Source organism: Mycolicibacterium monacense, from assembly GCF_010731575.1.
Classification (GTDB): Bacteria; Actinomycetota; Actinomycetes; order Mycobacteriales; family Mycobacteriaceae; genus Mycobacterium; species Mycobacterium monacense.
The window spans coordinates 1,918,517-1,937,764 of record NZ_AP022617.1 but is presented as its reverse complement, the minus strand read 5'-3'; the positions used below and the strand labels follow the sequence as shown (position 1 = coordinate 1,937,764).

Genomic DNA, 19,248 nt, shown 5'->3' with positions numbered 1-19,248 from the left:
CGGGTACGTCGGCACCGATGCAGACCTTCCTGCCCTGCGAGGATTTCGACGCCAGCGCCGAGGTGCTCGATGTGCGTCGACTCGGTAAGCAGCGGGTGGAGGTGATCCAGGTCCTGCGGGCGCTGACGGTGCCGGGCTACGGATGGCGGCACCATCCCGCCGCCGCGATGTGGGCGGGTTACGAGGAGGCCCTGGTGCGCTACGGGCTGCAGATCTGCGCCCACTGGTGCCGCAGCGGACGGGCCGACACGTGCGCCACGACGCTGGTGACCGATCTCGGCGCGACGGTCGGCGCCACCGCCGTGCGCTCACAGGCCGAACTCGGCGCCGCCGGCGAGCTGCCACCGTGGCTGGGCGACGAGGCCTTCCACCGCAGCCACCGGGCGGCGTTGGTGAAGAAGGATCCGGCCCACTACCGGCCGCTGTTCCCCGACGTGCCCGACGACCTGCCGTACGTGTGGCCGACCTCCGACCGCGAGCGCCGAATACCGCTCTGAGGTGTCTCGGCGATAACGTCGTCGCCGTGCTCGTGCTGCTTCCGCCATCGGAGACCAAACGCGACGGCGGCGACGGACCGCCGCTGCGGCTCGACCGGCTGTCCTTCCCCGACCTGGACCCGGTGCGCAAGGCGCTCCTCGACGAACTCGTCGACCTGTCGGCCGACCGGGAGGCGAGCCGCGGGGCGCTGGGACTCTCGCCGAAACAGGACGCCGAGATCGAACGCAACGCCGTCCTGCACACCGCCCCGACGCTGCCCGCCATCGACCGCTACACCGGCGTGCTCTACGACGCCCTGGACATCGGGTCGTTGCGCGGCGCGGCCGCCGTACGGGCCCGGCAGCGACTGGCGATCGGTTCGGCACTGTTCGGGCTGCTGCGGGCCGACGACCCGGTGCCCGCCTACCGGCTCTCGGCGAGCGCGAAACTGCCCGCGAGTGCGCCGCTGAGCGCGCGGTGGCGTCCGGTTCTCGAACCGGTGCTGACCGACATCGCCGCACAGGAACTCGTCGTCGACCTGCGGTCCGGTTCCTATGCCGCGCTCGGCCGGTTGCCCGACGCGGTGCGCGTCGACGTGCTCGCCGAACACCCCGACGGCCGACGCACCGTGGTCAGCCACTTCAACAAGGCGCACAAGGGCAGGCTCGCCCGCGCGCTGGCCACCACCCGTGCCGAACCGTCCGACGCGGCGGCGGTCGCGACCGTCGCGCGGCGCGCCGGGATGCGGGTCGAACGCGACGGAGCCGATCTCGTCGTCGTCGTGCCCGCCTGATCAGGCGGGACCACCGGACCACACGCGGGCGGGCACCGAGGCGCTCGCGGGATCCAGCGGTGCGCTCAGCACGACCGGTGTCTGGGCCATGAATCGTGGTGTGCGGCCGCGGTGTTCGTCGGCGGCGTGCACCGTGAACGGATGCAGCAGGTACATGTCACCCGCGGACCCGGTCGCGTGCGCCACCGGTCGGCCGGCGCTGACCCGGTCGACGAGTGCGCCGGCCTCGAGGAAATCCACCGGTGTCGCGTCCAGCACGGCCGCCACATCGCGATGCGATCCGACGCGGATGCGGGTCGGCGCATCGTCGGGACCGACATCGGAGAGCAGCGTCAACAACAGCAGTGTGTGAGGGCGCCCGCTGACCGCCCACCCGCCGTCGGGACGTGGCGTGTTCAGGTCGATGTGCCAGCCCCGGTCGTCACCGACCGGCGACACCGGAAAGCGCACCGGGATGTTGCCCAGCGCACCGCGCGGCTGCCACCCGCCGACGCCGCACAGGGCGTCGAGCGTCTCGGCCAGGCGCGTGCTGCGGGTCAGTTCCCCGAACGGGCCGACGCCGGTCATATCCGCCGCCCAGACGACCGGCTGCGTCCACGACGCCGGATCGCCGGGTGACAGCCCGATCTGCGCCCACAGCGCCGCGCGGGCGGCCCCGGCGGCGCCGCGCAACTCCGGCTGGTCGATCTTGAGATGGCCATCCCGGTCGAAAGCCGCCACATCCACCACGCGGGACAGGGTGCCGTACGGCGCCGCACCCGCGAAAGCGATTTATCGCAGCACCGATCCGACCGCTTCGGCGGTGACGAGGTCCACGATGCAGGTGAAGTGGTTGCTGTCGGGGGTCTCGACGACGCGGACCGCCGGGTTGGTGGCGCGCAGGTCCGCGACGGCCTCGTCGCCGATCAGCACGGCGCCGTTGAGGGGCCGCATCGCCCGGACCGCGACCGCCGGCATGGTCAGTGCCCGCCAGTGGTCGGTCCAGTCGGTGGGCCAGCGCTGGAAGAGGTCCTCTTCGGCGGCGGCACGCGAGGTCGTCGGACGCCACGTCCCGTCGGGCTGTTCGGCCAGTTCGTAGGTGTGGTGCTCGTCCCAGAACGGCGTCCACGGATCGACGATGCCTGCGGCGCGCACGCTGTCGAGGTAAGCGGCCGGATCGGGGACGGCCGCGTCGAGCCGCGCGAAACCCGCGCGCACCGGCGCGAGCGCGGCCCGCTGCGCCGGACCGATGTGGTCGATCAGCGAGACGCTGCGCACCCGGGTGTCGTCGTCGCGGGCGACGCGCATCGCGATCAGCGCACCGAGTGACCAGCCGGTGAGGTCGACCGCGTCGGCGCCGAGCGCGTCGGCCACCGCGAGGACGTCGCGGGCGTGGCTGTCGAGCCCGTAGCTGCCGGGCGGGGTGATCTCGCTGCGACCGCGGCCGCGCAGGTCGAATGCGACCACCCGGCGGTCCGGACCGGCCAACCGGTCGGCGAGGTAGGTGAACGCCGTCAGGTTGGCCGAGATGCCGTGTACGCACAACAGGATCGGCGCATCGTCGGCACCCCACGACCGGGCGTGCACCCGTCCGGACGGCAGGTCGAGGTCGAAGTCCACCGGCCGGACTCTACGCGAGCCCGCCCCCGAGCTTCCCGGCCACAAACCCCGTCGACTCTGCGCTGAAGGCGGGGTCCACTCGCGTTTCGTCGCCCTGGACGCAGAGTCAACGCAAGGGGCCTACGCCTTCGCGAGTTGCTTCTGCTCGTAGAGCCGCGCCCACTCCTTACGCGGCCGGATCGACACGTCGACGTCGGCGCCCTCGGCCCGCAGCGCCTTCACCGTCGCCTGGTCCTTCGGCGTGAGCGCGAACGGATCCCAGCCGAAGAACCGGCAGGAGTTCTCCCAGGTGATCTTGTTGATGTCGGAATCCGAAGCGCCCGCGGCGTTCAACTCGGCGAGCACCTGCTCGGGCGCGTCCGGCCAGAAGCAGTCGCTGTGCGGGTAGTCGCACTCCCAGGCGATGATGTCGATGCCGATCTCGTGCCGCAGCTTCAGCGACGTCTTGTCGGTGACGTAGCAGGCCAGCGAATGCTCACGGAACACATCGCTGGGCAACTTGTCGCCGAAGTCGCGGCGCAGCCACTTCTGGTTGGTGTAGTGGCGGTCGCTGCGGTCGAGGTAGAACGGGATCCACCCGATGCCACCTTCGGAGAACGCGAACTTCAGGTCGGGATAGTTGCGCATCGCCGGGCCCCACAGCAGGTCCTGGGCGCACATCGCCGAGACCTGGGTGGCCAGGATGATCAGGTTGTCGATCGGCGCGTTGGGCGCCATGCTGATCGCGCCGAAGCCGGTGCCGATGTGAAGGCACATCACCACGTTCTCCTCGGACAGCGTCCGGAACACCGGGCCCCAGTAGTCCTCGTCGTGGTAGCTGGGCAGACCCTCCAGATGCGGCAACTCCGGCATGGTCACCGCGCGGCACCCCTTGGCGGCGACCCGGCGGATCTCGGCGCACATCGCCTCGGGGTTCCACGTCGGCATGATCGCGATCGGGATGAAGCGGCCCGGATACGAGCCCGCCCATTCGTCGATGTGCCAGTCGTTGTAGGCCGACACCATCACCAGCGTCGACTCTTCGCGGTGCATGTTGAGATGACGCGCCGAGAACCCGGTGAAGGTCGGGAAGCACATCGAGGCGAGGATGCCGTTGCGGTTCATGTCGCGGACGCGTTCGTGGACGTCGTAGACGCCCGGACGCATCTCGGCGAAGCCGGCCGGGTCGCGTCCCCACTCCTCGGCCGGCCAGGACACCACCGCGTTGAGGCCGCTGACACCCTGCGGGCGGCCCTGGTACATCCACTGGTCGACGCCCTTGTCGTCGGTGACGACGATCGGCGCCTCCTCCTTGTACTTGGCAGGCACGTGCCGCAGGAACATGTCGGGCGGTTCCACCACGTGGTCGTCGATGCTCACCAGAATCAGGTCGTCGACATTCACAGGCACTCCTTCACGTGGTCACGATCACACTGGACTTGTTCCAGTTGTACCCTCCATAGGTGTGACCGTCTCTGCGCTATCGGCCAAGGGTTTAGCCGAACCGGCCAACCTGTCCGAGCGGGTGATCGACCTGCGCCGCGGCGGCCGCGCGCTGGCGGGCAGCTACCTCTATCAGGGTGACGGCCTGATCACCGGTTGGCATTCGCACGACGTGCACCAGATCGAGTACGCCATCGGCGGCGTGGTCGAGGTCGAGACCCCCTCGGGGCACTACCTCGTCCCGCCGCAGCAGGCCGCGTGGCTGCCGATGGGACTCGAACACCAGGCCACGATGAACGCCGACGTCCGCACCGTCGCGGTGATGTTCGACCGGGCCCTGATCCCCGACGGCGGCAACCGCGCCCGGATCCTGGCCGTCTCACCGCTGATCCGGGAGATGATGATCTACGCGCTGCGCTGGCCGATCGACCGCCGCGCGGGCGCCGTTCACGACGAGGCGGCGGCCGACGCCTTCTTCCAGACCCTGGGCAACCTCGTGATCGAGGCGCTCGACCACGAGGCCCCGTTGAGCCTGCCGAGTTCCGAACATCCGATCGTGGCCGCGGCGCTGGCCTACACGCGTGAACACCTGCAGGCCGTGACCGCCGACGAGGTGAGCCGCGCGGTGGCGGTGTCCGAGCGCACGCTGCGGCGCCTGTTCGCCGAGGAACTCGGGCTGTCGTGGCGGACCTATCTGCTGCACGCCAGGATGCTGCGCGCGATGGCCCTGCTGGCCGCGCCCGGGCAGTCGGTGCAGGAGACGTCGGCGGCGGTCGGATTCGACAGCCTCAGTTCCTTCACGCGGGCCTTCACGCAGTTCTGCGGGGAGACGCCGTCGGCCTACCGGCGCCGGGCGGCGACGACCGCGGTGTGAGGCGACGCCTCAGAACGGGAAGCCCAACTCGGCCGGAACGTCGGCGGCGAAGGCCCTGTCGAGTTGCGCGATCAGCTCGGAATCGTTGCCGCGCAACCGGTTCGCCGCGGTGAATGCCGTCGCCCGGTGGCCGCCGAGGTACAGCGACCCGAGGACGTCGATGTCGAGTGCGACGTCGGGTGCGGCGTCCGTCGGCGTGCACACGGCGCGGCCGTCGCGGATGTCCAGTGCGAATCGGCCGCCGTCGCAACGGAACCCGTCGTCGACCTCGAGCACGAGCGACAGGTCGCGGTCGTAGGTGCGCGACTGCAGCGCGGCCGGGACGTCCATCAACCGCAACCAGAGGTCGTCGACGACGGCGGTGGTGCGCACCCGGCGGGCGTCGGCAAGCAGGTAGGGCAGCGGATCGGCCGGATGCGTGGCGATCTCGATGCGCTCCATCAGGTCCAGTCCGCACAACGCCCGCCACAGCGCGGCGTGCGCCTCGGCCGTCGCGGCCGTCAACTCCACCACCCGGACGTGCCTGGGCCCCGACCCGTGCACCCGGTAGAGCGCGTAGCCGTCGGCGTGCAGGAAGGCGAACAGGGCGCTGCCGCCGGCCCGGTCGTCGTCGCGGTCGGCCAGCAGATCGTCCCACAGGGCGCGGGGACGGACCAGGCCACCCGGCGTCACTTTCCGCCAGCGGTCGTAGACGGCGGCGAAATCGTCGAGGTGCTCACTCGGTGTCACGATCCGAACACCACCGGGATCGGCTGTGGTGGAACGGAACTGGGCCGTGCGCCGATCGACGGACCACTCGTGAGCAGTCGTCGCCGGCCCGTACCCGAACCGTCCGTAGATACCGCCCTCGCTGGCCGTCAGCGCGGCGATCGGACGTCCCGCAGCGGCGACCCGGTCGTGCAGTTCGGTGAACATCGACCGCAGCACACCGCGACGGCGATGCGTCGGCGCCACCGATACCCACGTGATGCCCGCGACGGGCAGGACGGCGCCGCCGGGAACAGTCAGCTGCAGGTCGAGAAAGAACGCCTGGCCCACCACGTCGTCGCCGTCGGCCACCACGAGTGCGGCACCGTCGGGGATCAGCGACCGCCAGGTCCTCAGGGCCGATTCGGGCACGACCTGGCCGAAGTTGGTCGCGTCCAGGCGCACCATGAGCGGCCAGTCGGCCTCGGTGACCGGTCGCAGGTGCAGATCCGAAGCGCTCACAGGTGGCGACGCTGCCACACCCGCACCGGCAAGCGCACCTGATTTTGCGCCGCGGCGGGTCATAGGCTCGGTCGCATGCCTGATCGCACCGCCGGCCTGCACGCCGCCGTCCGGCACGCCGAGACGTACCTCGCCGGACTCGACGAACGACCGGTCGGCGCGGCCGCCACGGCCGCGGAGGTCCGCGACCGCCTGGGCGGTCCGCTGCCCGAACACCCGACCGATCCGGCGGAGGTGATCGAGGCGCTGGCCACCGGCGCCGAACCGGGCCTAGTCGCCAGTGCGGGACCCCGCCACTTCGGATTCGTCGTCGGGGGCGCCCTGCCCGCCGCGCTCGCGGCCGACTGGCTGGTGTCGGCGTGGGACCAATGCGCCGCGTTCCACGCCCTGTCCCCCGCCGGATCGGCGATCGAGGAGATCGCCGCCGGATGGGTCCTCGACCTGCTCGGCCTGCCTGCCACCGCCAGCGTCGGCTTCGTCACCGGCGGTCAGGGTGCCAACACGACGTGTCTGGCGGCGGCGCGGCAGGCGGTATTCGCCGCCGCGGGCTGGGATGTCGAACGCGACGGCCTCATCGGGGCCCCACCGCTCCGGGTGTTCTGCGGGGAGCAGGCCCACGCCACGATCCACACCGCGCTGCGGTTGCTCGGTCTGGGCGCGGACACCGCCGTCCGCATCCCCGCCGACGGGGAGGGCCGGATGGACCCGGAGGCGCTGCGGCACGCCCTGGACGACGGCACCGGACCGGCGATCGTGTGCGCTCAGGCCGGCAACGTGGCCACCGGTGCGTTCGACGCGTTCGCGCCGATCGCCGAGGCGTGCGCGGCGCACGGCGCGTGGTTGCACGTCGACGGCGCCTTCGGGTTGTGGGCCGCGGCCGCGCCGCGGACCCGCCATCTCACCCACGCCGTCGAACGCGCCGACTCGTGGGCGGTCGACGCGCACAAGTGGCTCAACGTCCCGTATGACTGTGCGGCGGCGATCGTCGCGCACCCCGACGCTCACCGGGCCGCGATGCGTCTCGCCGGCCCCTACCTCGTCGCGGATCCCGGGCAGCGCGACAACACCACCTACGTGCCCGAGAGTTCACGGCGGGCCCGGTCGGTGCCGGTGTACGCGGCCATCCGCTCACTGGGGCGAACCGGCGTCGCGGACATGGTCGAGCGCAACTGCGCCCAGGCCCGCCGGATGGCCGAGCACCTCCGCGCCATCCCCGGCGCCACCGTGCTCAACGAGGTGGTGCTCAACCAGGTGCTGGTCGCACTGCCGGGCGGTGACGAGGCCAACCGCGCCGCGGTGGCCGCCATCCAGCGCGACGGCACCTGCTGGCTGGGCGGCACCACGTGGCAGGGCGCCCATGTCCTGCGGGTGAGCGTGTCGAACTGGGCGACCACCGACGACGACATCGACCGCTCGGCGGCGGCCATCGCCGCGGTGGCCGCGACCGGTCAGATGCCGACGATGTAATCGGTGGTGTAGAACTCCGCGGGCAACTGCGAATGCGGTTGCGGGCGATCGATGGCCAGCCACGAGCCGGTCGCACCGGACATGATCGGGCTCGACAACGTGACCGCACCCCCGCCCAGCCCGTCGGTGTGCAGTGCCGCGACCGCGGTGCCGGGCGCACCGGCGTGACATCCGGCTGACGACGCCCTCGGAGCCTGGACCAGCCGGACCTCGTAGTACGAGTTCGGCTTCGCGAGCAGCAGCTGCACATCGGCGGTGACCTGCGAACCCGCGGTACGCACGGTCGCGGTGGCCCTGGCGCTGCCCGCGGAGTCGTAGTACGGGCGAGTCGAGAAGTCGCACCGCCGCAGGATGCTGCTGAACGGTAGGAACGTGCCGCCGGACTCCGCGGCGGCAGTGGGTGCCGGCCCGACGCCGGCGGTGACCGACGCGAGCGGCGCAGCGGTCAGCGCCACTGCGGCGGCGACCGAGGCGAACGATGTCAGAGCGGGCATGATGCTCCCTTTCGGCCGTGGTGACCCGACGCCGGCAGGTGCGCACCGGCGTCTTCCCACCCAAGCACGGCACCTGCCGGAACGGGCGCGTAAGCGCCGAATATCCTCACAGGGGAACCGGTACGGCGGGCCGACCACGAATCCGTCAGCGACAACCGTCTTCAAAGGAGTGGACTGCACCGATGGCGAACCAGCAGCAAACGGACAAGTTGGCGGCGGGCAAAGGCTTCATCGCCGCGCTCGACCAGAGCGGTGGCTCGACGCCGAAGGCGTTGCGGCTCTACGGCGTCGAGGAGAACGAGTACTCGTCCGAGACCGAGATGTTCGATCTGATCCACAAGATGCGCTCGCGCATCATCACCTCCCCGGTCTTCACCGGTGACCGGGTGCTCGGCGCGATCCTGTTCGAGCAGACGATGGACCGCGAGATCGAGGGCAAGCCGTCGGCGGCCTTCCTGTGGGAGGACAAGGGTGTCGTGCCCTTCCTCAAGATCGACAAGGGGCTGGCCGAGGCGTCCGACGACGTGCAGCTGATGAAGCCGATGCCGCAACTCGACGATCTCCTCAAGCGCGGTGTGGAGAAGGGCATCTTCGGCACCAAGGAGCGTTCGGTGATCGGCGGCGCCAACGCCAAGGGCATCGCCGCGGTCGTGGCCCAGCAGTTCGAGGTGGCCAAGCAGGTCCTCTCCCACGGCCTGGTGCCCATCATCGAGCCCGAGGTGACGATCTCGATCGACGACAAGGCCGCGGCCGAGGACATCCTGCGCGACGAGATCGCCAAGAACCTCGAGACCATCCCGAGCGGTCAGCAGGTGATGCTCAAGCTCACGCTGCCGTCGACGGCCAACCACTACCGGCCCCTCGTCGACCACGACAAGGTGCTGCGGGTGGTGGCGCTGTCCGGTGGCTACTCACGCGACGACGCCAACAAGAAGCTCGCGGAGAACTCCGGTGTCATCGCCAGCTTCAGCCGCGCGCTCACCGAAGGGCTGTCGGCCCAGCAGTCCGACGAGGAGTTCAACGCCACCCTCGACGCCGCGATCCAGAGCATCTACGAGGCGTCGATCGCCGGCTGACCGTCCCCTGCGGTGCGTCGGGTTGCCAGTCGGCCCGGCGCACTGCAGGATCGCCGAGCTATGGATGCTGTGGACAACAACTCGGCTTTCGACTTGGCCGGAGTCGACGCGATCGGACAGGCGCAGCTCATCGCCTCCGGTGAGCTGACGGCCACCGAACTCCTCGACGCCGCGCTCATCCGGCTCTCGGCGGCCCGCGGCCTCAACGCCGTCGTCCACGAACTGTTCGACCGGGGCCGTGAGCAGGCGGCCGCACTGGACGCCTCGGGACGGCTGCGCCGCGGGGACGCCGGCCCCGTCGCGGGCGTGCCGTTTCTGCTCAAGGATCTCGGCGCGGCTGTCGGGGGTGCCCCGGAGTCCATGGGGTCACGCGCGCTGCGCACCCGCATCGCCCCTCAGAACGCGTGGATCGTCGACCGCTATCTGGCCAACGACCTGGTCGTGTTCGGCAAGACCAACACCCCGGAGTGGGGCAACCACTGCACGACCGAACCGTCGCTGTTCGGTCCGACGGTCAATCCGTGGTCGCCGGACGTGACGCCGGGCGGGTCCAGCGGTGGCTCGGCCGCCGCGGTGGCCGCCGGTGTGGTGCCCGCCGCGTCGGGCGGTGACGGCACCGGGTCGATCCGGGTGCCCGCATCGTGCTGCGGCCTGGTCGGGCTCAAACCGCGCCGGGCCCGCACGTCGTTCGCACCGGCCGGCCACCTGCTCGAGGGTCTTGCCGTCGAGCATGCGCTGACGCGGACGGTGCGTGACAGCGCGGCCCTTCTCGACGCCGTCACCGGGTCCGACCCCGGCGACCCGTACAACGCGGCACCGCCCGCGATGCCGTTCCTGCAGGCACTCGCCCAGCCACCGGCTCCGCAGCGCATCGCGTTGTCGACCGGTTCACCGTTCCCCGGCCCCGCCACCGACCCCGAGATCGTCGCGGCGGTCGAGGCCACCGCCCGCCTGCTGGCCGACCTCGGCCACCGGGTCGAACCCGCCGCCACCGCGGTGAACGCCGACGCCGTCGCCGACGCGATCGCCGTGCTGCACAACGTCAGCAACGCCCAACTGCACGAACTGGCCTCCGCACACCTCGGCCGCCCGCCCGCCGACGACGAATTCGAGGCCAGCACCTGGGTGATGGTGCGTGAGGGGTTCACGACGACCGGGGTGCAGTACGCCGGGGCGATCGAAACCGTGCACGCTGAGACCCGCCGGTTCGTCACTGGGATGGCCGGCCACGACGTGCTGTTGGCGCCGACCCTGCTGACTCCCCCACCCCCGTACGCCCTGCTCGACCAGCCCCGCGGCACCACCCGGGCGTTCTTCGACGTCGAGTTCGCGACGACCGGGTGGACGTCGCTGGCCAACGTCACCGGTTGGGCGGCGATCTCACTGCCGCTGGGCACCACCTCGACCGGCCTGCCGATCGGGGTCCAGCTGATGGCGCCGGAGGAGACCGTGCTGCTGCAACTCGCGGCGCAACTGGAGGTGGCCGCGCCGTGGGCGGACCGCCGCCCGGCCGGGTGGGTCGCGCCGTGATCGGGAGCCGTCCGGTCCGCCATCGGTGACATGCGACACTGCTGGGCATGACGCCGCCCATCGCCCGCCCGAAGCTCGAAGGCAATATCGCGGTCACCGCCGATCGGCAGATCGGCTTCGCGGAGTTCGGCCACCCGCAGGGGCGGGCGGTGTTCTGGCTGCACGGGACGCCCGGGGCGCGTCGGCAGATCCCGGCCGAGGCGCGCGCGTTCGCCGAGGAGCAGAGAATCCGGCTGATCGGCATCGACCGTCCCGGCATCGGCTCGTCGACGCCGCACCAGTACGAGAACGTGCTGGCCTTCGCCGACGACCTCGCGGTGATCGCCGACACCCTGGGCATCGACCGGATGGCGGTGGTGGGGCTCTCCGGCGGCGGCCCCTATGCGCTCGCCTGCGCGGCCAGGATGCCCGAGCGGGTGGTGGGCACCGGTGTGCTCGGCGGGGTGGCCCCCACCGTCGGCCCGGATGCGATCGGGGGCGGGTTGATGACGCTCGGCACCCGCGTCGCCCCGTTCCTCGAGATCGCCGGCGGCCCGATCCGGCTGGCGGCCGGCACGCTCATCCGGTTCGTGCGCCCCGTCGCCGACCCGGCTCTCTATCTGTATGCGGCGGTGTCACCCGCGCCCGACCGCCGGATGCTGGTGCGGCCGGAGTTCCGCGCCATGTTCCTCGACGACCTGCTCAACGGCAGCCGCAAACAACTCTCCGCACCGTTCGCCGACGTGGTGGTCTTCGCCCGCGACTGGGGTTTCCGCCTCGAAGAGGTGAAGGTGACGGTGCGCTGGTGGCACGGGGACGTCGACCACATCATCCCGTTCGCCCACGGTCAGCACTGTGTGGCGCGACTGCCCGACGCGCACCTCTACCACCTGCCGGGTGAGAGCCATCTCGGCGGACTGGGGCAGGCTCAGGCCATCCTGGGGTCGATGCTCGAACTGTGGGACCGCGCCGACCGCACCTGAGCGCTCACCCGTCCTGCAGCGCGCGCCGCAGCAGATGCATGGCGACGGTGGTCGACCGCTCCCGCACATCGCTGCGGTCGCCGGGGAGCCGGACGGTGCGGGTCACCACGCGGCCGTCGGCGCGGCGCACGCAGAAGCACACCGTGCCGACGGGTTTGAGCTCGGTTCCGCCGCCGGGCCCGGCGATCCCGGTGATCGCGACGGCGACGTCGGCGCCGAAGCGGCGCAGGGCACCGTCGGCCATGGCTTCGGCCACCGGCTCGGACACCGCGCCGTGGTCGGCGATCAGGTCCGCGGGTACTCCGAGCAGTTCCACCTTCGCGGCGTCGGCGTAGCACACCGCCGCGCCGGCCACATATGCCGACGATCCGGCGCGCTCGGTCAGCCGCGCGGAAAGCATTCCGCCGGTGCAGGATTCGGCGGTGGCGATGGTGTGCCCCGCGAGCAGCGCGGCGACCTGATCGTCGACGAGTGAACCGTCCTCGGAGAAGATCGCCGAGCCGTGCCGGTCCCGCAGCAGCGTGAGCAGGTTGCGGTACACCGGTTCGGCGTCGGGTTCGTAGCGGGTGACGATCTCGAGCTCACCGCGCCGCAGGCAGGTGGTGATCTCCAGGCGGTCGAATCCGGCGAGGTCCCGCTCGGCGTCACGCAGCGTCTCGGCCAGCCCCGATTCGGGCAGCCCGAACATGCGGACCATGTCCTGCCGGTACTCGGTGCGCCCGGCGATGGCCGACCGGAGGGCCTCGGTCTGCACGGCGGTGCGCCACATCGGTTGCAGCTCGCGCGGCGGCCCGGGCAGCACCAGCACGGTGGGCGAACCGGGAACGACCACGCCGGGCGCGGTACCGACCGGCTCGAGCACGGTCGCACCGTCGGGGACCATGGCCTGTTTGCGGTTGGCCGCCCGCAGCGCGTCGAAGTCGACGTCGGTGCGGCGGCCCATCAGCCGGCGCAGGATGTCGGCGATCCGCTGCTCGAGTTCGGTGTCGAGGATCAACTCACGACCGCAGAACCGGGCGACCGTGGCCACGGTGAGATCGTCGGCGGTGGGTCCGAGCCCCCCGCTCGTGACGATGAGGTCGACGCCTTCGGCGGCGAGGAAGCGCAGCTGCGCCTCGATGTCCGCCGGGCGGTCACCGCAGATCGTGATGTGGGCCAACTCGACGCCCAGTTCCAGGAGCCGGTCGGCGATCCACGGGCCGTTGCGGTCCTGGACCCGGCCGGTCAGCACCTCGGTTCCGGTGACGATGATGCCTGCGCGTGCGCTCACGGCGTCAAACCTACGCGGTGACTTTTCGGGCCTTGACCTGAACTTTGGTTGAGGTCGGAAACTTACTTCCATGACCACCACACTCACCCGGATACGACCCGATCTGTTCCAGACCCGAACCGACTCACCGTTTCCCGGCCTGACCACGCACGCCTACCTGTGGACCGGCGGGCCGACCGGCAATGTGCTGTTCTACAGCACCGCAACCGATTCCGACTTCGACGCCATCGCCGACCTCGGCGGCGTGACCGATCAGTACCTGTCGCATCTCGACGAGGCCGGTCCGATGCTGGGCGAGATCGCGCAACGGTTCGGATCCCGTCTGCACGCGCACGCGGCCGAGGCGCCCGCCATTGCCCGGCACGCGACCATTGATGTCGAACTGTCCGCCCGCGGTATCGACGCCAACGGCGTCGAAGTGATCCCCACCCCCGGGCATTCCCCCGGCAGCGTCTGCTACCTGGTCCGCGGCGCCGCCGGCGCGACCTACCTGTTCACCGGTGACACGGTCTTCCCCACCGAGAAGGGCACGTGGTCGACGTTCCTGCCGCCCGGTCGCGGTGACGCCGAGGCGTTGCGGTCCAGTGTCGCGCTGCTCGGCACGCTCGAACCCGACCTGGTGATCGCGAGCGCCTTCGGCGGACCGGACGCCGTGCAGGCGGTCGACCGTGAGTCATGGTCGACGATCGTGGCTCAGGCGCTCGCGAGCGTGCCGTCGGTCAGCGCTTCAACCAGCTGTTGACGGTCGGCAGCTCACGCGTATAGGTCATCATCACGTCGTCCTGCATCAGGGTGGCGCCGCTGATGGCGTCGGTGCCCCGCCAGATCACCCGCACCCGGGTGTCGCCCCGCAGGTACAGGTCGGTCCGACCGAGATCGTTGCGCCGCCATCCGGCCTGTTCGGCGAGCTGCTGCAGCTCGCGGCGCTCATCGACTGAGGTCATGGCTCGCTCCTTGTCCCTGGTAGGCGGTCCGCTGATACACGTACGCGTTGACCCGACGAGCCTACGGGACCGGTCAGGACGCAAAGGTCACCACCAGCACGTCGCGGTGTGCAGGCAGCCCGGGGTCGTCGGGGTGGATCGGGGTCACCCGGTGCAGGGTCCGGCGGTCGTCGCCGACCAGCAGCGTGCCCGGCTCGGTCAGGGTCGCCGTGAGCACCGGGTTGCCCGCCGTGTCGAAGACCGAGCTCTCCCCGCCGGTGGCGTTGCGCCGGTTGATCATCAGCGACGACACCAGCGTCACGCCGTCGCGGTGCAGCCCCTCCGGCGTCGGGTCGCCGTGGACGTCGGCGCCGGCGACCACCCGGAACGGCGTCACCTTGACATGCCACCGGGGTGGGTCGTCGAGAGCCTGTGCCACCCCGCCGAGAAGCCCCATCACCGCGTGCAGCACCTGGTCGGCGGCGAAGGATTCGGTGAGCGGTTCGAACAACCGGTCGCGGTCGACGTAGAGGTGGTTCGACTGTTCGGGCTGGACGAACACACCGTGGGGCAGCCGTTCGAGGACGCCGTCGGCGGTCCGGAAGCAGAAGTGCCCGTAGCGGCGCAGCCGCCGGGTGCCCAGCTCGGCGGCGTAGTGGTCGGGCCGCAGGTCATCCCAGTGACGGCCGAAGGTGTTCCACACCTCGGGTGTCGTGCCGAGAGCGCGGTTCAGCTCCGCCGGCGCGACCAGGCACGCCCCCAGTGCGTTCAGCGAGCGCGCGACGTCGCCGAGCGGGGCGCCCACGCGGTGGTTCACGTTGTCGTGATTGCCGCCTCATGAGCGCCACAATCGCGGCGGGCCTCAGATCTTGTGCGGAACGTCGTTGACCAGGCCGCCGTCCATGACGAACTCGGCCCCGGTCGCGTAACGGGATTCGTCGCTGGCCAGGAACACCACGAAGGTGGCGACCTCGTCGGACTGCCCCGGCCGGCCGAGCGGAATGGTCAGCATGTTGTCGGGGAAGTGTTTGGTCATCGGGGTGCGGATGAAGCCGGGATGGATCGAGTTCACCCGGATCTGATGCGGGCCCAGTTCCAGCGCCGCCGATTTGGTCAGGCCCCGCACCGCCCACTTCGAGGCCACGTACGGGTGCACCATCACGGCCCCGCGCATCCCCTCGATCGAGGAGACGTTGATGATCGATCCGCCGCCGGCGGCCTTCATCGCCTCGACGCTGGCCTGCATGCCCAGGAACGTGCCGGTGAGGTTGACGTCGATGACCTTCTGGAACTTGGTCATGTCGAATTTGCCGATCTGACCGAGCGCGACGATGCCCGCGTTGTTCACCAGGACGTTGAGCAGGCCGAAGTCGTTGACCGCGGTCGCCACGGCGGCCTCCCACTGATCGGCCTGCGTGACGTCGAGGGTGACGTACCGCGCCGCGTCACCGAGTTCGTCCGCCAGTGCCTTGCCCTCGTCGTCGAGGATGTCGCCGATCACCACCTTGGCGCCCTCGGCCACCAGGGCACGTGCGTGTTCGGCGCCCATACCCCGGGCTCCACCGCTGATCAGTGCAACTTTTCCGTCTACCCGTCCCATGACGGGCCAGGCTACCCTAGGCTGTCCCGAACTAGAACCTGTTTCAGTTTCACCTCGGTGCGGAGGACTTGTCGATGGCGATTCGTGTGGCTCACGTCGGGACCGGGAACGTCGGACGGCTGGCGCTGGCGGCGCTGCTGGGCAACCCGGCGTACGAACTCACCGCCGTCGGTGTCTCGACGGATGCGAAGGTCGGCAGGGACGCCGGTGAGCTGGCCGGGCTGGACGTGGTCACGGGGATCACCGCCACTAAGGGGCTCGACGAGGTGCTGGCAACCGCGCCGGACTGCGTCGTGTACTGCGCGATGGGTGACACCCGGCTGCCCGAGGCGATGGCCGACTGCCGCCGCATCCTCGAGGCCGGCATCAACGTGGTCGGTTCGGCGCCCGGGGTGCTGCAATACCCGTGGGGGGTGATCCCCGACAAGTACATCGACCGGGTCCAGGATTCGGCGCGGCAGGGCGGCGCGAGCATCTTCATCAACGGCGTCGACCCCGGTTTCGCCAACGATCTGATCCCGTTCGCCTTCGCCAGCACATGCAGCAGCATCGAGCAGATCCGGTGTATGGAGATCGCCGACTACGCCACGTACGACGGCGCCGAGGTCATGTTCGACGTGATGGGGTTCGGCAAGGAGATCGGTGACCTGCCAATCCTGTTCCAGCCCGGCGTCCTGAGCATCGCATGGGGAACGGCGATCCGTCAGCTGGCGGCGGGCCTCGGTGTCGAGGTGACCGAGATCCGGGATTCGGTGGAACAGGAGCCGGCCCCGGAGGACTTCGACGTGGCGGTCGGGCGGATCGCCAAGGGCACCGTCGCGGCGGTCCGGTTCCTGATCGAGGGCTGGATCGAGGGCGGCGAGGGCAGGCCCGCGATCGTGATCGAACACATCACCCGGTTACGCGACGATCTGCGCCCCGATTGGGCACGCCCGGCGCAGCCGGGTGGGTCGTACCGGGTGGAGATCGTGGGAGAGCCGTCCTACACCGTCGACATCTGCCCGACGAGCCGTAAGGGCGACCACAACCACGCGGCCATCGTGGCCGCGGCCGGACGGATCGTGAACGCGATCCCGGCTGTGGTGAACGCCGAACCGGGTATCCGGACGCCGCTTGACCTGCCGTTGATCACCGGCAGTGGCCTGTTCGCTACCCGCGGCTGAGATCGTGCGACGGCGCTGGGCGGGCGGCGACGCCGGTCCACTGCAGTAGGACGCGGGTGCCGCCCTGGGAGCGGTCGATCGAGGTCGAATCGGTGAGCGCTTCCATCAGTGGTATCCCGCGACCGCGGGCTTTACTCGGCGGGACGGTCGCGCGGTCGCGCCAGGTGCCCTGATCGGCGATGGTGACGGTCAGGACACCGGCCTGCGCGTCGAAGTTCGCTTCCACGTCCATGGTGCCGGGACGGTCGGCGCTCGCGTAGGCGAACTCCGCCGCGTTGGCCAGGGCCTCGTTGGTCGCCAGGATGAGATCGCTCGACCGGACCGGGTCCAGAGCGAAGTGGGCATCCAGCCAGTGACCGAACTCTTCACGTACCTGCGAGGCGGTCTCTCCGTCGGCGGCGATACCGATGCGCGTGAAACGCTCGGCGTTGGAGACGTTTGCCGCAGAGACGGAATCAATCATGGCTGGACTGTGGTTACCCGTTGACCCCTCAACTAAGCACTCAGTGCGGCGAGCGCCTCGTCAACCGACGCGTAGAGCGGAATGATGTCCGCGATTCCCAGGAGCTTCAACGGACGGCTGGTGGCGGGACCTTCCGCGACGACGCAGAACGTGACGCCGGACGAGATCTCGTCGTGGATGGCGACCAGAATGCCCATGCCCGCCGATGCGAGGAATTCCACGGCGGAGAAGTCCACGACCAGTCCGGCCGGCTCCTTCGCCAGACCCGCTCGGATGGCCTGCTCCAGCTGCGGTGCCGTGAGCATGTCGACGACACCGGCCACCGAGACCACGACGTTGCGATCAACCCAGCGTTCGTTGATCTCGCAGTTCGTCGAGTCCGCGGCGGAGGTCGCCCCTGCTGCGGCTTCGCGCTGTTCCTCCAATGGTCCACCTCCCGCGTGGGTCGCTCTTCGAGCAGAGCGCGCACGCAATTCGTGCTCCCCAGGCTGGGACTGAACCTGACGAGCCATCCAGCGACACCGGAATGATCCGATACCGGGTGCGCCCGCGATCGGCGAGCGCAACCGGAATCAGATTAAACCAGGTCTGGGCGGCTCAGTGGTCAGCGGTCCGGTCGTCGATCTGCTCAGACGGTGCGCGTCCGCCGGCCGCCGACGACCGCCGCACCCACCGCGATCAGTGCGCCGACGACGGCCACCGGGATGGCCCAGGCCCGCCTGCTGCCGACCGCCGATTCACACAGAGCGACGTAATCGGTGTGCGGAACGATCTGGTTCAGCACCGGGACGTTCGCGACGCCCTGGTTGTTGGCCGCTTCCGCACCGGACGTATCCGAGATCAGGGCGTTGCCGCATCCCACGCTCTTACCGTCGTCCCCGGACACCGAGACCGGGACGAGCAATCCGGCGATCCCCACCACGAGGATGATCGCGCCCACCACCATTGCCAACCGTCGCGCCGTCACAAACACTCCCCTCGTCCGGGTTCCGTCTGAACCAGGCGGAGGTCTACCCGCCGGTCGACCGATCTAAACTGTTGCGAAAACCGTTGTCCGGCAAGGTGTTATGGGTCACCCGCGGCGCCGCATCCTGGTGAGCTGCAAAACCGGCCAGTCGTGCGCGGCCGCGGTGGTCGCCAGCCTGGGGCGCGGGTTGACCGGTCGCGGGAAGCCGACGAGTTCCATCAGAGCCACGTCCTCGTCGCCGTCGGCGTAGAACCAACTGTCGGTCAGGGCGATCTCGTTGGCACCGCAGAACCGTTCCACCGCGACGGCTTTCTGCGGCCCCCAGATCACCGGACGCACGATGTCGCCCGTCAACCGGCCGGCGTCGTCGACCGCGAAGTGGTTACACAGGACGTGGTCGATGCCGAGGAAGCGGGCGACGGGTTCGGCGTGGATGGTCAGCGCCGACGAACTGAGCACGACGGTGTGCCCCCTGCGCTGGTGTGACTCCACGATCTGCCGCATGTGGGGGAATACGCGGGCGGCCACGCGTTCGACGAACAGACGTTGGCCCAGTTCGTCGAGTTCGGCGAGCGACTCCCCGCGCAGGTATCCGGCGGCCCGCCCGACCAGGCGCTCGAACTGCATGCGACCGAGGCGGTAGCGCACCGAGGCCTCGAGGACGCCGAGAACCTCGCCGAGGCTCGCCTGACGGCGCCTGATCCGGTCGCCGGCGTGTGCGGTGGCGGTGAACCCGTCGACCAGGGTGCCGTCGAGGTCGAAGAAGACACCGACGCGAGGACCGCCCGGCCCACCGGCGATCTCGTCGACCGACTCGGCGAGTGTGAGCGACCGGGGCACCACCCCATCATCACGTGCCCCCTGCGCCGGACGCGAGCGGGGCGGATCTGGCCAGGTGACTGTCGGAACACGGCGTTCCCGTACTAAACTAGAACACGTTCCAATTCGCCGACCGCCCC

Annotated in this window: 22 protein-coding genes; 9 read left to right on the top strand and 13 right to left on the bottom strand. The window is 70.2% G+C overall.

Annotated elements, in window-relative coordinates:
• Positions 1-17 precede the first annotated feature (17 nt).
• Together G6N49_RS09190 and yaaA are read left to right on the top strand one after the other, a co-directional pair.
• Positions 18-497, top strand: a complete 480-nt coding sequence (locus G6N49_RS09190; RefSeq protein WP_011855739.1) for an MSMEG_6728 family protein — start codon at positions 18-20, stop codon at positions 495-497.
• A 26-nt stretch (positions 498-523) separates the two neighbouring features.
• Positions 524-1,270 (top strand): peroxide stress protein YaaA, encoded by a 747-nt coding sequence (yaaA, locus tag G6N49_RS09185; RefSeq protein WP_011855740.1) that lies wholly within the window; start codon positions 524-526, stop codon positions 1,268-1,270.
• Here the strand turns inward: yaaA and G6N49_RS09180 are convergent, their stop codons facing one another.
• The 3 genes from G6N49_RS09180 to G6N49_RS09170 all read right to left on the bottom strand — a co-directional run bounded on the left by G6N49_RS09180 (position 1,271) and on the right by G6N49_RS09170 (position 4,252).
• On the bottom strand, positions 1,271-1,999 hold the full coding sequence (locus tag G6N49_RS09180) for a phytanoyl-CoA dioxygenase family protein (RefSeq protein WP_011855741.1): 729 nt from the start codon (positions 1,997-1,999) through the stop codon (positions 1,271-1,273). It abuts the gene before it with no gap.
• Positions 2,000-2,041: 42 nt separating this feature from the next.
• Positions 2,042-2,869: an alpha/beta fold hydrolase gene (locus G6N49_RS09175; protein WP_011855742.1), complete on the bottom strand. Its 828-nt coding sequence runs from the start codon at positions 2,867-2,869 to the stop codon at positions 2,042-2,044.
• A gap of 120 nt (positions 2,870-2,989) precedes the next feature.
• Positions 2,990-4,252, bottom strand: a complete 1,263-nt coding sequence (locus G6N49_RS09170; protein ID WP_011560092.1) for an amidohydrolase family protein — start codon at positions 4,250-4,252, stop codon at positions 2,990-2,992.
• Positions 4,253-4,313: 61 nt separating this feature from the next.
• On the opposite strand from G6N49_RS09170, the gene G6N49_RS09165 reads away from it, so the two are divergent.
• The gene (locus tag G6N49_RS09165) at positions 4,314-5,165 is read left to right on the top strand and encodes an AraC family transcriptional regulator (RefSeq protein WP_011855743.1); all 852 of its coding nucleotides are present in this window, start codon (positions 4,314-4,316) and stop codon (positions 5,163-5,165) included.
• A 9-nt stretch (positions 5,166-5,174) separates the two neighbouring features.
• Here the strand turns inward: G6N49_RS09165 and G6N49_RS09160 are convergent, their stop codons facing one another.
• Entirely contained in the window at positions 5,175-6,374 is a 1,200-nt protein-coding gene (locus tag G6N49_RS09160; RefSeq protein WP_011855744.1) for an enhanced intracellular survival protein Eis, read from the bottom strand.
• 75 nt (positions 6,375-6,449) lie between these two features.
• On the opposite strand from G6N49_RS09160, the gene G6N49_RS09155 reads away from it, so the two are divergent.
• Positions 6,450-7,841 carry a pyridoxal phosphate-dependent decarboxylase family protein gene (locus tag G6N49_RS09155; protein WP_011855745.1) on the top strand — a complete coding sequence of 464 codons (1,392 nt, stop codon included), beginning with the start codon at positions 6,450-6,452 and terminating at the stop codon, positions 7,839-7,841.
• Here G6N49_RS09155 and G6N49_RS09150 read toward each other — a convergent pair.
• Positions 7,823-8,335: a hypothetical protein gene (locus tag G6N49_RS09150; RefSeq protein WP_011560096.1), complete on the bottom strand. Its 513-nt coding sequence runs from the start codon at positions 8,333-8,335 to the stop codon at positions 7,823-7,825. The genes G6N49_RS09155 and G6N49_RS09150 overlap by 19 nt on opposite strands.
• Positions 8,336-8,517: 182 nt before the next feature.
• Between G6N49_RS09150 and G6N49_RS09145 the strand changes: the two genes are divergently transcribed.
• The 3 genes from G6N49_RS09145 to G6N49_RS09135 are packed head-to-tail and all read left to right on the top strand — an operon-like array spanning position 8,518 to position 11,903.
• Complete coding sequence (locus G6N49_RS09145) at positions 8,518-9,411, top strand: fructose bisphosphate aldolase (protein ID WP_011560097.1); 894 nt, start codon at positions 8,518-8,520, stop codon at positions 9,409-9,411.
• A 60-nt stretch (positions 9,412-9,471) separates the two neighbouring features.
• A complete protein-coding gene (locus G6N49_RS09140; protein ID WP_011855746.1) occupies positions 9,472-10,941 on the top strand; it encodes an amidase in 1,470 nt (489 codons plus the stop codon).
• Between the two features lie 47 nt (positions 10,942-10,988).
• A complete protein-coding gene (locus tag G6N49_RS09135; RefSeq protein WP_011855747.1) occupies positions 10,989-11,903 on the top strand; it encodes an alpha/beta fold hydrolase in 915 nt (304 codons plus the stop codon).
• 4 nt (positions 11,904-11,907) lie between these two features.
• Here G6N49_RS09135 and G6N49_RS09130 read toward each other — a convergent pair whose 3' ends face one another.
• Complete coding sequence (locus tag G6N49_RS09130; protein ID WP_011855748.1) at positions 11,908-13,173, bottom strand: competence/damage-inducible protein A; 1,266 nt, start codon at positions 13,171-13,173, stop codon at positions 11,908-11,910.
• 70 nt (positions 13,174-13,243) lie between these two features.
• On the opposite strand from G6N49_RS09130, the gene G6N49_RS09125 reads away from it, so the two are divergent.
• Positions 13,244-13,915, top strand: coding sequence for an MBL fold metallo-hydrolase (locus G6N49_RS09125; RefSeq protein WP_011560101.1), 672 nt, complete (start codon positions 13,244-13,246; stop codon positions 13,913-13,915).
• Here G6N49_RS09125 and G6N49_RS09120 read toward each other — a convergent pair.
• From G6N49_RS09120 to G6N49_RS09110, 3 genes are all read right to left on the bottom strand, one after another.
• Positions 13,893-14,117: a hypothetical protein gene (locus G6N49_RS09120; protein WP_011560102.1), complete on the bottom strand. Its 225-nt coding sequence runs from the start codon at positions 14,115-14,117 to the stop codon at positions 13,893-13,895. The two genes, G6N49_RS09125 and G6N49_RS09120, sit on opposite strands and share 23 nt — an antisense overlap.
• A gap of 73 nt (positions 14,118-14,190) precedes the next feature.
• Entirely contained in the window at positions 14,191-14,901 is a 711-nt protein-coding gene (locus G6N49_RS09115) for a 2OG-Fe dioxygenase family protein (protein WP_011855749.1), read from the bottom strand.
• A 57-nt stretch (positions 14,902-14,958) separates the two neighbouring features.
• Positions 14,959-15,696, bottom strand: coding sequence for a glucose 1-dehydrogenase (locus G6N49_RS09110; RefSeq protein WP_011855750.1), 738 nt, complete (start codon positions 15,694-15,696; stop codon positions 14,959-14,961).
• A 74-nt stretch (positions 15,697-15,770) separates the two neighbouring features.
• Here G6N49_RS09110 and G6N49_RS09105 point away from each other — a divergent pair, with 74 nt between their 5' ends.
• A complete protein-coding gene (locus G6N49_RS09105) occupies positions 15,771-16,859 on the top strand; it encodes an NAD(P)H-dependent amine dehydrogenase family protein (RefSeq protein WP_011855751.1) in 1,089 nt (362 codons plus the stop codon).
• Here G6N49_RS09105 and G6N49_RS09100 read toward each other — a convergent pair.
• The 4 genes from G6N49_RS09100 to G6N49_RS09085 all read right to left on the bottom strand — a co-directional run bounded on the left by G6N49_RS09100 (position 16,846) and on the right by G6N49_RS09085 (position 19,132).
• The gene (locus tag G6N49_RS09100) at positions 16,846-17,322 is read right to left on the bottom strand and encodes an ATP-binding protein (RefSeq protein WP_011855752.1); all 477 of its coding nucleotides are present in this window, start codon (positions 17,320-17,322) and stop codon (positions 16,846-16,848) included. The two genes, G6N49_RS09105 and G6N49_RS09100, sit on opposite strands and share 14 nt — an antisense overlap.
• Before the next feature lie 32 nt (positions 17,323-17,354).
• Positions 17,355-17,834, bottom strand: a complete 480-nt coding sequence (locus G6N49_RS09095; protein WP_011855753.1) for an STAS domain-containing protein — start codon at positions 17,832-17,834, stop codon at positions 17,355-17,357.
• A gap of 116 nt (positions 17,835-17,950) precedes the next feature.
• Positions 17,951-18,289: a hypothetical protein gene (locus G6N49_RS09090; RefSeq protein WP_011855754.1), complete on the bottom strand. Its 339-nt coding sequence runs from the start codon at positions 18,287-18,289 to the stop codon at positions 17,951-17,953.
• A gap of 105 nt (positions 18,290-18,394) precedes the next feature.
• Positions 18,395-19,132, bottom strand: a complete 738-nt coding sequence (locus tag G6N49_RS09085; RefSeq protein ID WP_011855755.1) for an HAD family hydrolase — start codon at positions 19,130-19,132, stop codon at positions 18,395-18,397.
• Positions 19,133-19,248 lie beyond the last annotated feature (116 nt).

What these genes read in the sequence shown, in the direction of transcription:
- G6N49_RS09190 (WP_011855739.1), top strand. Translation starts at nt 18, where the DNA reads ATGCAGACCTTCCTGCCCTGCGAGGATTTCGACGCCAGCGCCGAGGTG.
- G6N49_RS09155 (WP_011855745.1), top strand. Translation starts at nt 6,450, where the DNA reads ATGCCTGATCGCACCGCCGGCCTGCACGCCGCCGTCCGGCACGCCGAG.
- G6N49_RS09150 (WP_011560096.1), bottom strand. Translation starts at nt 8,335, where the DNA reads ATGCCCGCTCTGACATCGTTCGCCTCGGTCGCCGCCGCAGTGGCGCTG.
- G6N49_RS09145 (WP_011560097.1), top strand. Translation starts at nt 8,518, where the DNA reads ATGGCGAACCAGCAGCAAACGGACAAGTTGGCGGCGGGCAAAGGCTTC.
- G6N49_RS09140 (WP_011855746.1), top strand. Translation starts at nt 9,472, where the DNA reads ATGGATGCTGTGGACAACAACTCGGCTTTCGACTTGGCCGGAGTCGAC.
- G6N49_RS09135 (WP_011855747.1), top strand. Translation starts at nt 10,989, where the DNA reads ATGACGCCGCCCATCGCCCGCCCGAAGCTCGAAGGCAATATCGCGGTC.
- G6N49_RS09125 (WP_011560101.1), top strand. Translation starts at nt 13,244, where the DNA reads ATGACCACCACACTCACCCGGATACGACCCGATCTGTTCCAGACCCGA.
- G6N49_RS09120 (WP_011560102.1), bottom strand. Translation starts at nt 14,117, where the DNA reads ATGACCTCAGTCGATGAGCGCCGCGAGCTGCAGCAGCTCGCCGAACAG.
- G6N49_RS09110 (WP_011855750.1), bottom strand. Translation starts at nt 15,696, where the DNA reads ATGGGACGGGTAGACGGAAAAGTTGCACTGATCAGCGGTGGAGCCCGG.
- G6N49_RS09105 (WP_011855751.1), top strand. Translation starts at nt 15,771, where the DNA reads ATGGCGATTCGTGTGGCTCACGTCGGGACCGGGAACGTCGGACGGCTG.
- G6N49_RS09100 (WP_011855752.1), bottom strand. Translation starts at nt 17,322, where the DNA reads ATGATTGATTCCGTCTCTGCGGCAAACGTCTCCAACGCCGAGCGTTTC.
- G6N49_RS09095 (WP_011855753.1), bottom strand. Translation starts at nt 17,834, where the DNA reads ATGGCTCGTCAGGTTCAGTCCCAGCCTGGGGAGCACGAATTGCGTGCG.